Source organism: Vibrio sp. JCM 18905, from assembly GCF_055393305.1.
The window spans coordinates 1,432,743-1,446,217 of record NZ_AP043880.1 but is presented as its reverse complement, the minus strand read 5'-3'; the positions used below and the strand labels follow the sequence as shown (position 1 = coordinate 1,446,217).

Here is a 13,475-nt window from a genome sequence, read left to right as displayed (position 1 = left end):
CACAGCACTCACATCACAATTACATATCCCCAACATGAGTGGGGTCACAATCATTCATTTCGTTGATCGCAGTGTGCATTTGTGCACATTAAGATTGTGCAGTTCGTTCCAATTACACTTATAAATTTATGCGCTCAACTATCACTTTTAAGCTCTTGCTCGCGTTAATTGCCGTCTTCAGCTGTGTTCTGGCTGCCTCTACGGCTTATCAATACCATCAACAAAAAACCTTAATCAATGATGTTCTCAGTGAACAGCTTCATGATAAGGCTAGTAATTATTTCGATAGCCTAAACATGATGATGCTAACAGGCACCATGTCGCAAAAAGAAACCTTGCGAAAAAAAGCACTCGCTCAAGAAGGGATTGAAGAAGTTCGCGTGTTGCGGGCCGATACCGTCACCAAGCTTTACGGACCAGGACAAGCAAACCAACAACCGGTCGATGATATTGATCAACGAGCTTTAAATGGCGAACTGGTCATTGAGCCAATTTCAGCCGATTGGGGGAACGGACTGGTTGTCGCGCTACCAATGAAATCAAGCGAAAATTATCGTGGCACCAACTGCGTTTCTTGCCATGTAGCACCAGAAGGCGAAGTATTGGGCGCGATTCGTTTGGAATACAACATGAACCACGTCAATTCAATGATCAATAAACAGGCAATGTTTGCGATGGGAATAATGGCCGTTATCGCGTTTGTTGGTTTTATTATAACGATGAGTTTGATTCGTAAGATCATTGTTCGCCCAATACAAAAAACGTCGCAATTCATGGCGAATGTGAGCAATAGTAAAGATCTATCTCAACGACTTGTTCATCACCAAAAAGATGAGGTAGGCCAACTTTCTATCGCGATTAATTCGTTTATGGACACGGTATCTGAGAGTTTAGAGCGTGTACAAGACACCTCCCACTCTCTTGCCAATTCAGCCAGTCAGTTAACGGATGTTGCACAATCAACAGACAAAGCGGCCAATAATCAACAATTGGAAACCAGTGACGTACAAAGCAACATCACCGACATGTTGCAACAACAAACCGCCGTTGAAGACTCAACCAATAACGCCACAGCTCTAGTCAACCACACCGTTGATGTTGCTACTCACAGCGCAAGCCAAGCACACAGCGTGAGCGAAGACATCAAACACTTGGTGAGCAATATTGACGGCGTACGGGAAAAAATCAGTTCGTTAAACCAAAGAACCGAGGAAGTGTCGTCCATTCTTGGGGTCATTAAAGGCATTGCAGAACAAACCAATCTGCTCGCGTTGAATGCTGCAATTGAAGCCGCCCGAGCCGGAGAGCAAGGACGCGGTTTTGCCGTCGTCGCAGAGGAAGTGCGTAACCTAGCTTCTCGGACCGCCGAAGCCACGGGCAACATTGAGCATATCATTTCTCAATTCCAGCAAGGGAGTGAAGAGTCCTTAGCCTCTGTGGATACTGTCTGCCAGTTTGCTCACCAACGTTCAGTCGATGTCGAGACACTTTCAGTCACGATGCATAACGTTGTCGATGAAATGCATCAAGTTCTGAAACATGCGGAAAACATTCAAAGCCAGACGCAAACCACATCCGACGTCAGTCAGCGTATTCAATCCAAAATTGATGTGATCACACTGCATGCTGACGACACATCGCAATCAGCATCGCACACGCGTGATATTAGTGTTGATTTAGAGCATCTATCCGAACGTTTAGAGCAATTACTTAACCAATTCACACTTTCAGAGCATCAAAGAGTGAATAAATAGAGAGATTCTCCCCATCAAAATGAATATAAAGGTTGATGCGAGCGAATTGACAGGTAATATGTCTCGTTGAATCTGTAAAATGCTACCCAACTCAGCACTTAGCTTGTTTTTTGAACAAAAATGTTATTAGACAAGTACTTTAATAAGTGTTGGGTTGAATTTTTACCTCAATGGAGAATATTGAAAACATGACTTACGCGCCTGTATCAGACGTATTGAAAGGTCAGCTAGCAGTAGACAGCGAAGTGACTGTTCGTGGCTGGATCCGTTCACGTCGTGATTCCAAAGCTGGAATCTCTTTCCTTGCCATATATGACGGCTCTTGTTTCGACCCGATTCAGGCCGTGGTCCCAAATAATCTTAATAATTACGAAGACGAAGTACTAAAGCTAACGACTGGCTGCTCTGTTGAAGTAACTGGTAAGATTGTTGAATCTCCTGCAAAGGGCCAAGACTTCGAACTTGCTGCCACTGGCGTTAAAGTGGTTGGCTGGGTTGAAGACGCTGAAACTTACCCGATGGCAAAAACTCGTCACTCTATCGAGTACCTACGTGAAGTTGCGCACCTACGTCCGCGCACAAACGTAATCGGTGCGGTAGCTCGTGTACGTAACTGCCTATCTCAAGCGATCCACCGCTTCTACCACGAGCAAGGTTACTTCTGGGTATCTGCGCCGTTGATCACTGCCTCAGATGCTGAAGGTGCTGGTGAAATGTTCCGCGTTTCTACGCTAGACATGGAAAACCTGCCTCGTACAGACGCTGGCAAAGTGGACTACAACGAAGACTTCTTCGGTAAAGAAACTTTCCTTACGGTATCTGGTCAGCTAAACGCGGAAGCTTACGCTTGTGCACTAAGCAAGGTTTACACTTTCGGCCCTACTTTCCGTGCTGAAAACTCAAACACAAGCCGCCACCTAGCAGAGTTCTGGATGGTTGAGCCTGAAGTTGCGTTTGCAGAACTGGACGACGTTGCGAAACTGGCTGAAGACATGCTTAAGTACGTATTCAAAGCAGTACTTGAAGAGCGTCGCGATGACCTTGAGTTCTTTGCTCAGCGCATCGACAAAGAAGCCGTTAGCCGTCTAGAGAACTTTGTTTCTTCTGACTTCGCACAAGTTGACTACACTGACGCGATCCAAATTCTGCTGGATTCTGGCCGTGAGTTCGAATTCCCAGTTGAGTGGGGTATCGATATGTCATCTGAGCACGAGCGTTTCCTAGCGGAAGAGCACTTCAAAGCGCCGGTAATCGTTAAGAACTACCCGAAAGACATCAAAGCATTCTACATGCGTATGAACGATGATGGTAAGACGGTAGCGGCAATGGACGTTCTAGCACCTGGCATCGGTGAAATCATCGGTGGTTCTCAGCGTGAAGAGCGTCTAGACGTACTGGATGCACGTATGCGCGAAATGGGTATCGACCCTGAGCACATGAGCTGGTATCGCGACTTGCGTCGTTACGGCACAGTGCCACACGCAGGCTTTGGTCTAGGCTTTGAGCGTCTAGTATCTTACGTAACAGGCATGGGCAACGTTCGTGACGTGATCCCATTCCCACGTACGCCTCGCTCTGCGAACTTCTAATCACTTTTTAGTGAGATAGAATTAGAAAAGACCTCCCTAGTGGAGGTCTTTTATTTTGTGCTCAACCGTCAATACTATCTGCCAAGCAACTCAAGCTTGAGTTAGTCTTCTTCCTTATCTCTGTCCGCTTTTTCAGCGTACTTTACGCCCACAATACATAAGCCAAACATTACGAAAGGGATCACGGCCGCGGTGTACTCTGTCCATGCCATATGAGAGAAAGACTTCGCCAAAATGAGATGCGCAAATACCAGTAAAAACGCACTAAAAATAGCAACGGCGATTAACCTTAACTCATGTTTAACCAACTGCTTTTTCATCTTAAATCCTGCTTAATCGTCCAAGGCCTGTCGACCTGAATAATGATTGAAGCACAATTTGCAAAAATGGCGCTGATACAGTTGGAGCAAAAAAACACTAAGCAGTTTAATGAGTATCAATTCAGAGTAATTCGCGAAGCAAATCACCTAATCTTTTGATAGCACGTTCTAAACTCGTTTCTAAAGGAAGCGATGCATTCAGTCTTAAATAGTTTTCGTATTGATCACTTATCGAAAAGAGTTTGCCATAAGCGACAGTAACCTGCTCAGACAATAGTGCTTGATATACCGCTTTACTTGATATTCCATCTGGCAATTTCAGCCAAAGAAAGTAACCACCATCAGGACGTTGATAGGTAACCTCTTTAGGTAGGTGCTTTGCAAGTAAATCCACGAAGTCAGCTTGACGGTGTTGCAGTGTCTTACGCAGCTTTCTCAGGTGGTTGTCGTAACTGTCGTTTTGTAAGTAATGTGCAACCCCCTGCTGAATAGGGGCACTCCCAGATAATGTCGATATTAACTGGAGCTTTTGAATAGTCTCGTTAAAACGCTTATTCACCACCCAACCCAAGCGATATCCAGGGCATAAACTCTTAGAAAAAGAACCACAATGAAGGACACGCTCTTGCTCATCAAAGGTCTTTAATGAGTTCGGCCTTTTGTCAGAAAAATACAGCTCAGAGTACACATCGTCTTCGATGAGATACACATCATATCGATTGGCTAACTCAACAATGTATCGTTTGTGTTCATCAGACAAAGAAGCCCCGGTTGGATTATGAAAGTTCGTCATTAACCAACAAGCCCGAACATCTTCATTGGCAAAAGCTGCTTCGATTTGTTCAAGCGAATGCCCACTCTCATCATCGACACTGATTTCAATAGCCTTGAGACCTAACCGTTCTACCGCTTGAAGTGCGCCATAAAACGTTGGGGATTCGACAACGACGGTATCACCTGGTCGGGTGACCGCTTGCAAACTCAAGTTCAATGCTTCTAGCGCACCGGAAGTAATAACCACATCATCATGGGTTAGTGATATCCCATGATGAATATACCTCTGTGCGACGAGTCGCCTTAACGACTCAGCACCAGGAGGTAGGTTGCCTAGCAACTTATCCGGCCCCATTTTTCGTCCCGAGCTGGCCAAATTACGGTTAAGCGACTCTAAAGGAAACAAACACGGTTCCGGAAACGCCGAGCCTAAATGAACAACATCCGATGTTGCTTGGTGCTTCAAAAACGAATACAACTCATCATTCAACTTGGTGCATGGCGTATTGTTGCTTTTAATTCCATTCGTATTAGTAAGACGTTCAAGATCGGCAGTCACATAGTAACCAGATTGAGGCTTTGCTATCACCCAACCTTGCGCCTCTAGCAATTGATAGGCTTGTAATACCGTACCTGCACTTACGGAATGATTGCGACTGGTGACGCGTATTGAAGGCAGCTTCTCCCCTGCTCTCCAAGTATCTTGCTGAATTTGTGCCTTAAACAATTCGGCCAATTGACGGTATCGATTCATGTATCCCTCATTTCACTTGCAGCTGCACCATAGCATACTTCGCGCCAGCATTCTGATATGGCAGTAGTCAATTTAGCAACGTAATTTATCAAGCTTGTTAATAGCAATTTCGACGACGAAGTGAGAATTTATGTTCCATACTTTTACTGATACGTCCGAGTGGTCTTAAATCTTTGCCTTGTCCGAAAAGCAAGGCATTCCACGGAGCTGAGAGTGTTAAATCCACTTAGACATCTATCTTTTAAGCCGGGAGGAAGCGATGAAAGTATTTACAATGGACGATCTCTCTTATCGCGGGAAACATAAAGGTGTACATAGCTGGGACCATCCTGGCGGCACAACCCCTTATTACTGGCATCCTGATTGGTTGCATATCGCTGAAGATGCTTTGGGTGAACACAAAAAGGCTGACCTTGAAGTCCCTGACGGAGAGGCCGCAACAGAAGAGCATGCAAAAGCGGCGATTCTCAAACACTTGAATGACGAGTAGTTTAGGCTCTATCACCGTTCAAGAATAGCGTTAGGCAGGCGAATCCATCGTCGTATGCTTTAAACGCAGATAAAGCCAAAACCTGCCAAATAGTAAATTCTTCTGAATGAGAAGTACGCATCGTCTGTAGCTATCGAATGACAAAATAAGTCGATAGTTATCACATTAATTTTCATTACATCTGTTACATTTAGATAGTAATGGTGATGCACACCTCAACTCATGGATTATGAGAGAAAACAATAATGGCGAAATACAACGAAGAAGACATTAAATACAAAGGTGAATCCAACGGCGTACATTCTTGGAGTTCACCTTCCGGCCAACCTTATTATTGGCACCCAGATTGGCTACACGTAGCGGAAGATGCGACGGGCACACACCCGAAACAAAAGCTTGAAGTCGAAAAAGCGGAAGTCCCAACAGAGAAGCACGCGTTAAAAGCAATCTTAAAGCATATGAACGACTGGGCGACTGAGAAGCTTTCTTCTAATCCAGACATCGAAACCAATGCGGTTGAGTCTGAAATCGATCTGAAGAAATAACATCAATCGGCCTCTATACTTCTTACAAGCAAACGCTCCACCTTTATTTAGTGGGGCGTTTTTGTCTCAACTAGTAACCGCCACTCCACGTAAATCACTAACGCAAAGCACTGAAGTCAAACGATTGGTACGTGAACAAAACTTCATCAACCATGGTATAAATCCCCTTCAAACTCTGTGCCTACCAAACGTTTTCATGGCAAAAACTTTAGTTATGTTAGAATTCTGTTTCAAATCGCAACTTTTTTAGGTTTTCTTTTCAGTAACGGTTGTAACCAATATTGCTGAAAGGTATAAATGTTAGCACACCCCTTCGATTAACATGGATGAAGATTATGTTTGAAAAAGTAGTTGCCGCTCCGGCTGACCCTATTCTTGGCCTTACTGAAGAGTTTAAAAAAGATGCTCGCGCAGACAAAATTAACCTTGGCGTAGGTATTTACAAAAACGAGCAAGGCGAAACTCCCGTTCTTGCAACAGTAAAGAAAGCTGAAGCAGCGCTTGTTGAAACTGAAAAAACCAAATCTTACCTAACTATCGAAGGCACAGCTGAGTACGGCATTGCAGTACAAAAACTGCTTTTCGGCTCTGATGCAGAAATTGTAAACGAAAAACGCGCTAAAACAGCTCAAGCTCCAGGTGGTACTGGTGCATTACGTGTTGCTGGTGAGTTCATTAAACGCCAACTTGGCGATGTAAAAATCTGGATCAGCAACCCTACTTGGGCAAACCACAACGGCGTATTTACTGCCGCTGGTATCGAAACGGCACAATACAGCTACTACAACGCAGAAACAAAAGACAAAGACTTCGATGCAATGCTAAACGATCTGCAATCTGCGTCTGAAGGTGACATCGTGCTTCTACACGGCTGCTGCCACAACCCTACTGGTATCGACCCAACTGCTGAAGAATGGGAAACATTGGCGAAACTAGTCGCAGAAAAGAAATTGCTTCCTCTATTTGACTTCGCATACCAAGGCTTTGCTAAAGGTGTGGAAGAGGATGCGGCGGGTCTTCGTACTTTTGCTAAGTACAACAAAGAAATCCTAGTCGCGAGCTCTTTCTCGAAAAACTTTGGCCTATACAACGAACGCGTTGGTGCCTTCACGTTAGTAGCGGAATCAGAAGAAGTCGCAACAACCGCATTCTCGCAAGTTAAAGCCATTATTCGCTCTATCTACTCTAACCCACCAGCGCACGGCAGCGCGGTCGTGACTCACATTCTTGGCAATGCCGAAATGCGTGCGGAATGGGAAGCTGAAGTAGCAGAAATGCGTGACCGTATCCAAGAGATGCGTGAACTATTTGTAGCGACACTAAAATCAGAAGGTGTGGACGCAGACTTTAGCTTCATCGGACGTCAAAATGGTATGTTCTCTTTCTCTGGCCTATCTAAAGAGCAAGTAAACCGTCTGAAAGAAGAGTTCGGTATTTACATCGTCGGTTCAGGCCGAATCAGTGTTGCTGGTATGACGAAGTCAAATATGGGTCCTCTATGTAAAGGCATTGCAGCGGTTTTATAATCGATAGTCGCATACTTTATTAAAAGGAAAGGTCAGCATAAGCTGACCTTTTTTATTTATTGCCAATAAATGAACCTGTCCGCTAGTAGACAAACTTCAAACTCAGCCCCACTTCATTGACATAATCAGAGCTCTCACCGCTGTAATCGGTATCTCTAAACTGATAAAAAAGACCAGTACCAATAACATCATGCCATTGGTAGTTAAAACCTATCTTAAAATTGTTCTCATCGACGATATCACTGCGGTTAACTTCCACCTCGGCCGTCGCAATAAGTTTTTCACTGAATAAGTAATTCACCCCAATGGTGACGGCTTGAAGCAGTTCACTATCTGAAGATAACGTATTATCCGTTTTGTCGTCCGTCGCTTTCGCTTTGATTGCACCTATTCCATATTTACCGTAGATATCGAATTGATCCGTAATCCCATAACGATAACCACCACCAAACAACAAACGGTCAATGCGAAGAGTAAAGTCGTCCGGATGGAAAAACTGTGCCGAGTAATCGACATTAAACAACCAGTTCTCAGTAAATAAGTAATTACCACCGAGCCCAATTGTGGTCGCGTTCGAATTATCTAACCACTCTTCATTTGTGGTTCCGGCCCCCACATCCAGGTGAATGTGTTCATACCCAAATTTTTCTGCTTGGTCCATGACCGCCGCGCTAGTTGCTGCTGGCAAAGCAGCTAAAGACGCAAGCAATAAACTTCTCACCATTCGACTTCCTTTCATGAGAATTATTTAAACACCGCCCCAAAATCACCTTGAGTGGCTTAGTTCAACAAAAATAACTTAGTTTACAGACGCGGTAACGATTTGAAATCTGCTATGCCTCTAAATCAAGCATTGGCCCAAAATATGTCGACCACGTCCGCTCACCTTTTAAGTGACTATATAGTAGTAGAAATGCCGATTCCTTATCGTGCGATATGTCAGAATCTTATGACTGAGTACGAAAATCACGGTTCAGATAAGACTCTGTTTTAAAACTAAGTTAAGATTACTTTATTATTTGCGAACTAAAAGGCACCTTCGATGGATGCAGAACTTCTCGAGATTTATAACTTTCTCGCCAAGTACCCCCCGTTCAATGAACTCCCTGAAGAAACACTAAACAAGGTGACAGAGAGCGTCGAGATCTCGTACTACCGAGAAGATACCCCAATCATCCATTTTGGAGACTATATCCAAGATCTCTACGTGGTGCGAAGCGGGGTCGTAGAAGTTTATCGACGCAAAGGAGAGCTTTATAACCGTCTTGATGAAGGTGACCTATTTGGCCAGATGGGAATGCTAACCAACAACAAAGTACGCTTTCCGGTAAAAGCCATTGAAGATACTCTGCTCTACTGTATTCCTGGTGACGTTTTCCAAGAAATATACGACAACTTTGATTCCTTTGCAGACTTTGTCGAAGTGGAAAATAGTGCTCGTTTACGCCAAGCCATTTCAGAAAACAAAGATGCCAATGACCTGACGACATCGAAAGTGAAAACCTTGCTGACTGGCGATGCTCATACAATTGATCGTGGACAGACAATCCAGCAAGCCGCGCAGCAGATGGCGAATGACAACGTATCTGCTCTACTTATCGTCGATCCAGATTTCGTTCGTGACGAAGATGACCCACAGTCTCCGGTACTTGGTATTATTACTGACCGTGACTTGTGTACCCGTGTGTTGGCCGAAGGCTTGTCTCCACAGGACGATGTATCAAGTGTGATGACCACTGAAGTCATGTCTCTTGATCACAATGCCTACATCTATGAAGCAATGTTAACCATGCTGCGTTACAACGTGCACCATCTGCCTGTGGTTAAAAACCAATTGCCTATTGGTATTATCGAAACAACCGACATTGTTCGTTATGAATCACAAAACTCGCTCTTATTGGTGAGCAGCATTTTCCAACAACAGACCATCGAAGATTTGGCAGTTGTTGCTGAAGAAGTAAAAAGCAGCTTTGTACGCCTAGTCAACGAAGATGCCAACTCACACATGGTGGGCAGTGCGATGTCCGTGATTGGTCGAAGCTTCAAACAGCGTCTGTTAGAAATGGCTGAAGAAGAGCTTGGCCCACCACCAATTCCTTATTGTTTCCTTGCACTTGGCTCAATGGGACGTGATGAGCAACTGTTGGTGACTGACCAAGATAACGCCATCATTCTAGATGAGACCTACCAAGAAGAGAAACATGGTAAGTACTTCGAAGCTTTAGCGAAATACGTCAGTGATGGATTAGATGCCTGTGGCTACAAGTATTGTACGGGCGATATTATGGCAACCAACCCATTATGGCGCATGACTCGTTCAGAGTGGGAAGAGTGCTTCGCTGACTGGATTGATAACCCGAATCCGAAAGCGCTACTCAACGCGTCCATCTTTTTCGATTTGGATGGCGTTTACGGTCGCTTAAAATGGGCAGAACAATTAACCAGCTTTATTGTTCGTCGTGCGCGTAAAAACAATCGCTTCTTAGCCTGTCTGGCTCGCAACGCACTTAACCGAACGCCGCCACTTGGCTTCTTTAAAGACTTTGTGATGGAGAAAGATGGCAGACACAACAACTCCATCAACCTCAAACGTCGCGGTACGGCTCCTCTGGTCGACTTAATTCGCGTTCACTCTCTGGCGGTTGGCTCACGTGCACAGAACTCGTTTGAGCGTCTCGACGACATCATTGATGCTGGCATTTTGCCAAAAGGTCGTGCACAAGACTTAAAAGACGCACTAGAGTTTATTTCCATGGTGCGTATTCGTCACCAAGCGACGGACGTGGAATTAGGCATTGACCCAGATAACAATATCGAACCAGAAAATCTCTCTGAATTTGAACGTCGCAACCTAAAAGATGCTTTCCAAATCCTAAGCAATGGTCAGAACTTCCTTAAGTTCCGCTACCAAGCGAATAAGAGCTTTAAGTGAGGTTGAACATGATCAAAAAGCTCTTTCAGAAGCCAACCATTCAGTGGCCAACGAAATTTGAACAAAAGTTGGAGATGGCTAAAGATGAGAATTTAATTGCGTTTTATAGCAATAAACCACCTGCACCAGAGACCCCCCTGTCTGAGGTGGAGTTCGTCGCGCTAGATTTCGAAACGACGGGGTTGAACCCCGAGAAACATGACATCATTACCATTGGTTTAGTGCCGTTTAACTTGAAGCGGATTTTTTTGCGCAATTCACGTCATTGGAAAGTTCGCCCGCAGCGAGCACTCGATGAAGACTCGGTAATCATACATGGTATTACTCACAGTGAATTGATCGATGCACCTGACTTGGGCGACATCTTAAGCGAGCTACTACCATGCTTAAGCGGAAAAATCATTGTTGTGCATTATCGTCGTATCGAGAGAGAGTTTCTGGATAAAGCACTCAAAAGCCGTTTAGGGGAAGGAATTGAGTTTCCAGTGATAGATACGCTGCATCTTGAAGAAACCATTCAACAGAAACGCTCTGGCTCACTCTGGGAGCGTTTAAAAGGGAAAAAGCCAGAATCGGTTCGGCTAGCGCAATCTCGACGCCGTTATGGTCTGCCAGACTATACCCCTCACCATGCATTAACCGATGCAATTGCTACGGCAGAACTGCTACAAGCGCAAATCGCCCATCATTATAGCGAAGACCAACCGATCAGTGAGTTCTGGCTATAACGTCTTTCTAGCTTAATAAGCGATCAAAAAAGGAGCCAAATGGCTCCTTTTTATTTAGGTCGGTATCCGATTACAGCTTAAAGCGTTGAATCTCTTGCTCTAATTCGTGTGAAAGCTCAGATAGGTGGGCAGCTTGTTCTGCTGCTTGATGAGCTTCTACCGACAGCTCGTTAGAAACGTCACGAATGCCTTCAGTATTACGCGTGATCTCGGTTGTTACCGATGCTTGCTCTTCTGCCGCCGATGCAATCTGCGTTGCCATGTCACTGATGCGCTCAACAGCAGTATGGATTTGCGTCAAGCTCGCTGCTGCCGCGTTTGCATCATCAACACTGGTGTCAGCCAGACGACGGCTATCACCCATGATGCCAACCGCTTTCGCTGTTGTGCCCTGTAGCATCTCGATAGTTTCTTGAATCTCTTGCGTTGAAGCATGAGTACGTTGGCTCAATACGCGAACTTCATCCGCAACCACAGCAAAGCCACGGCCTTGTTCACCTGCACGTGCTGCTTCAATTGCCGCGTTAAGTGCAAGTAGGTTAGTTTGTTCAGCAATACCTTGAATCGTTGATAGAATCGTATTAATGCTATTTCCGTGTGCTTCTAGCTCTTGAATCACATCAGTGGCGACTTGAACTTCTTGCGCCAAGTTCTGGATAGAACCTTGCGTCTGAGTCACTTGGCTAGAACCGTGTGAACAAGCTTGAACCGCTTCCTCTGAGTTACTTGCCGTGCTATCTGCATTACCTGCAATTTCTTGTGTCGCTGCAGCCATTTCGTTCACAGCCGTCGCCACCATGTTGATCTCATCTTGCTGGTAAGAGATACGCTGACTACGCTCTTCAGCTTGCTGTGCCGTCGTGCGTGCTTGCTCTGAAAGCGCAGATGATACGTGGCTAAGCTTGGTCACCATCGTGTGCATGTTGCCAACAAAGCGGTTGAAGTTTTCAGCCAGTTTACCGACTTCATCATCACTGCGTGGTTCTAGTCGTTGCGTTAAGTCACCTTCACCAGATGCAATTTCCTCAAGTGCATGTGATACGCGGCTCAAGTCACGGAACAAGAAACCAACCAACCAAGATACCGCAAGAATAACCACAATGGTGATCATCACTGCAGTGATCAATAGGTCACGTAGCAATACCGCATGCCCTGCTTCTTCCGTTGCGCGATCCATTTCAATCGCGAACATCCAATGCGTGCCAGGGACTTTATTAAAGTAGTAAAGCTTCTCTTTGCCTTTGATTACTGTATCTTCGATACGACCTTCATCTGCAGCGCGCTCGATTGCCTCTTCTGAAAAGTCTTTTAGAACACTGGTGATAGGCTTAAGCGTTAAGCTTTTATCTGGATGCGCTAGGAACGTACCTTCATTCATATCGATTAACATCGCATGCGCATTTTCACCTGCATCTAGGTTAATCACGTCGCTGATAAGCTGATCGATCAGTACATCTGCACCAACAACACCAACAAACTGACCATTTTTCATTACTGGCTCAGCAATGGTTACAAGCAGCGCGTTAGTGATTGCATCTTGATATGCAGCTGTGATGATCTGCTTACCTGCGGCGTTAGCATCTTTGTACCAAGGGCGAGTACGAGGGTCGTAATCAGCACGGTTACGCTCAGGGTGAGAGCGATACATATCACCGTTTGGTGTACCAAGGAAGATGTCATCAAAGCCACCAGCCTTGCGAGCTTGTTGTAGGAAAGGGACAACGTCTTGCTCTGTCGAGTAGTCGTTGAATGCGGTAGCAATATCTTTACGGATATTGACCCAATCAGAAATTCCTTCTGACGCAGTAGTACTTAGACTTTGCGCACGTGAATAGACACCTGAACGAGTCTGATCAAATAATTGACCAGCCGACAACCAAGTAAGTGCTGTTGCCATCACAACAACAGCAGAAAGGCTTGCGCCAATAAGCTTTTGTTTTAATGATAATTTCATATTTATAGTTTTTGAGTTGGGAGAACAGTTAAGGTGTGTGAATATTACACACTTTTTCACGACTATTCACTAATTTTTAAAAAACAAAATAGCACATTAACTCTTTGTA

General features: G+C 44.9%; 11 protein-coding genes. 7 read left to right on the top strand and 4 right to left on the bottom strand.

The features are described 5' to 3' along the window. The first annotated feature begins 128 nt into the window (after positions 1-128). Together ACZ5ZC_RS23325 and asnS are read left to right on the top strand one after the other, a co-directional pair. Positions 129-1,754 carry a methyl-accepting chemotaxis protein gene (locus tag ACZ5ZC_RS23325; protein WP_199804003.1) on the top strand — a complete coding sequence of 542 codons (1,626 nt, stop codon included), beginning with the start codon at positions 129-131 and terminating at the stop codon, positions 1,752-1,754. 188 nt (positions 1,755-1,942) lie between these two features. Then, positions 1,943-3,343 carry an asparagine--tRNA ligase gene (gene asnS / locus ACZ5ZC_RS23320; protein WP_046876186.1) on the top strand — a complete coding sequence of 467 codons (1,401 nt, stop codon included), beginning with the start codon at positions 1,943-1,945 and terminating at the stop codon, positions 3,341-3,343. Positions 3,344-3,444: 101 nt separating this feature from the next. Here the strand turns inward: asnS and ACZ5ZC_RS23315 are convergent, their stop codons facing one another. Continuing rightward, positions 3,445-3,663 carry a hypothetical protein gene (locus tag ACZ5ZC_RS23315; RefSeq protein WP_012841649.1) on the bottom strand — a complete coding sequence of 73 codons (219 nt, stop codon included), beginning with the start codon at positions 3,661-3,663 and terminating at the stop codon, positions 3,445-3,447. A gap of 121 nt (positions 3,664-3,784) precedes the next feature. After that, complete coding sequence (locus ACZ5ZC_RS23310) at positions 3,785-5,191, bottom strand: aminotransferase-like domain-containing protein (RefSeq protein WP_464932336.1); 1,407 nt, start codon at positions 5,189-5,191, stop codon at positions 3,785-3,787. Positions 5,192-5,450: 259 nt separating this feature from the next. Here ACZ5ZC_RS23310 and ACZ5ZC_RS23305 point away from each other — a divergent pair, with 259 nt between their 5' ends. From ACZ5ZC_RS23305 to ACZ5ZC_RS23295, 3 genes are all read left to right on the top strand, one after another. Further along, a complete protein-coding gene (locus tag ACZ5ZC_RS23305; RefSeq protein WP_005396877.1) occupies positions 5,451-5,681 on the top strand; it encodes a hypothetical protein in 231 nt (76 codons plus the stop codon). Positions 5,682-5,926: 245 nt separating this feature from the next. Further along, complete coding sequence (locus tag ACZ5ZC_RS23300; RefSeq protein ID WP_005396873.1) at positions 5,927-6,226, top strand: hypothetical protein; 300 nt, start codon at positions 5,927-5,929, stop codon at positions 6,224-6,226. A gap of 335 nt (positions 6,227-6,561) precedes the next feature. Beyond that, entirely contained in the window at positions 6,562-7,752 is a 1,191-nt protein-coding gene (locus ACZ5ZC_RS23295; protein WP_054867933.1) for an amino acid aminotransferase, read from the top strand. An 82-nt stretch (positions 7,753-7,834) separates the two neighbouring features. Here the strand turns inward: ACZ5ZC_RS23295 and ACZ5ZC_RS23290 are convergent, their stop codons facing one another. Continuing rightward, on the bottom strand, positions 7,835-8,476 hold the full coding sequence (locus ACZ5ZC_RS23290; protein ID WP_053808923.1) for an outer membrane beta-barrel protein: 642 nt from the start codon (positions 8,474-8,476) through the stop codon (positions 7,835-7,837). Positions 8,477-8,794: 318 nt separating this feature from the next. Here ACZ5ZC_RS23290 and ACZ5ZC_RS23285 point away from each other — a divergent pair, with 318 nt between their 5' ends. Both ACZ5ZC_RS23285 and ACZ5ZC_RS23280 read left to right on the top strand, forming a co-directional pair. Continuing rightward, entirely contained in the window at positions 8,795-10,684 is a 1,890-nt protein-coding gene (locus ACZ5ZC_RS23285) for a DUF294 nucleotidyltransferase-like domain-containing protein (RefSeq protein WP_005396868.1), read from the top strand. A gap of 8 nt (positions 10,685-10,692) precedes the next feature. Continuing rightward, complete coding sequence (locus tag ACZ5ZC_RS23280; RefSeq protein WP_080936826.1) at positions 10,693-11,412, top strand: 3'-5' exonuclease; 720 nt, start codon at positions 10,693-10,695, stop codon at positions 11,410-11,412. Between the two features lie 70 nt (positions 11,413-11,482). Here ACZ5ZC_RS23280 and ACZ5ZC_RS23275 read toward each other — a convergent pair whose 3' ends face one another. Beyond that, positions 11,483-13,366, bottom strand: coding sequence for a methyl-accepting chemotaxis protein (locus ACZ5ZC_RS23275; RefSeq protein WP_054867931.1), 1,884 nt, complete (start codon positions 13,364-13,366; stop codon positions 11,483-11,485). Positions 13,367-13,475 lie beyond the last annotated feature (109 nt).

Coding starts and splice junctions, on each gene's coding strand:
- ACZ5ZC_RS23325 (WP_199804003.1), top strand. CDS start 129: ATGCGCTCAACTATCACTTTTAAGCTCTTGCTCGCGTTAATTGCCGTC.
- asnS (WP_046876186.1), top strand. CDS start 1,943: ATGACTTACGCGCCTGTATCAGACGTATTGAAAGGTCAGCTAGCAGTA.
- ACZ5ZC_RS23305 (WP_005396877.1), top strand. CDS start 5,451: ATGAAAGTATTTACAATGGACGATCTCTCTTATCGCGGGAAACATAAA.
- ACZ5ZC_RS23290 (WP_053808923.1), bottom strand. CDS start 8,476: ATGGTGAGAAGTTTATTGCTTGCGTCTTTAGCTGCTTTGCCAGCAGCA.
- ACZ5ZC_RS23295 (WP_054867933.1), top strand. CDS start 6,562: ATGTTTGAAAAAGTAGTTGCCGCTCCGGCTGACCCTATTCTTGGCCTT.
- ACZ5ZC_RS23275 (WP_054867931.1), bottom strand. CDS start 13,366: ATGAAATTATCATTAAAACAAAAGCTTATTGGCGCAAGCCTTTCTGCT.
- ACZ5ZC_RS23285 (WP_005396868.1), top strand. CDS start 8,795: ATGGATGCAGAACTTCTCGAGATTTATAACTTTCTCGCCAAGTACCCC.
- ACZ5ZC_RS23300 (WP_005396873.1), top strand. CDS start 5,927: ATGGCGAAATACAACGAAGAAGACATTAAATACAAAGGTGAATCCAAC.
- ACZ5ZC_RS23280 (WP_080936826.1), top strand. CDS start 10,693: ATGATCAAAAAGCTCTTTCAGAAGCCAACCATTCAGTGGCCAACGAAA.
- ACZ5ZC_RS23315 (WP_012841649.1), bottom strand. CDS start 3,663: ATGAAAAAGCAGTTGGTTAAACATGAGTTAAGGTTAATCGCCGTTGCT.
- ACZ5ZC_RS23310 (WP_464932336.1), bottom strand. CDS start 5,191: ATGAATCGATACCGTCAATTGGCCGAATTGTTTAAGGCACAAATTCAG.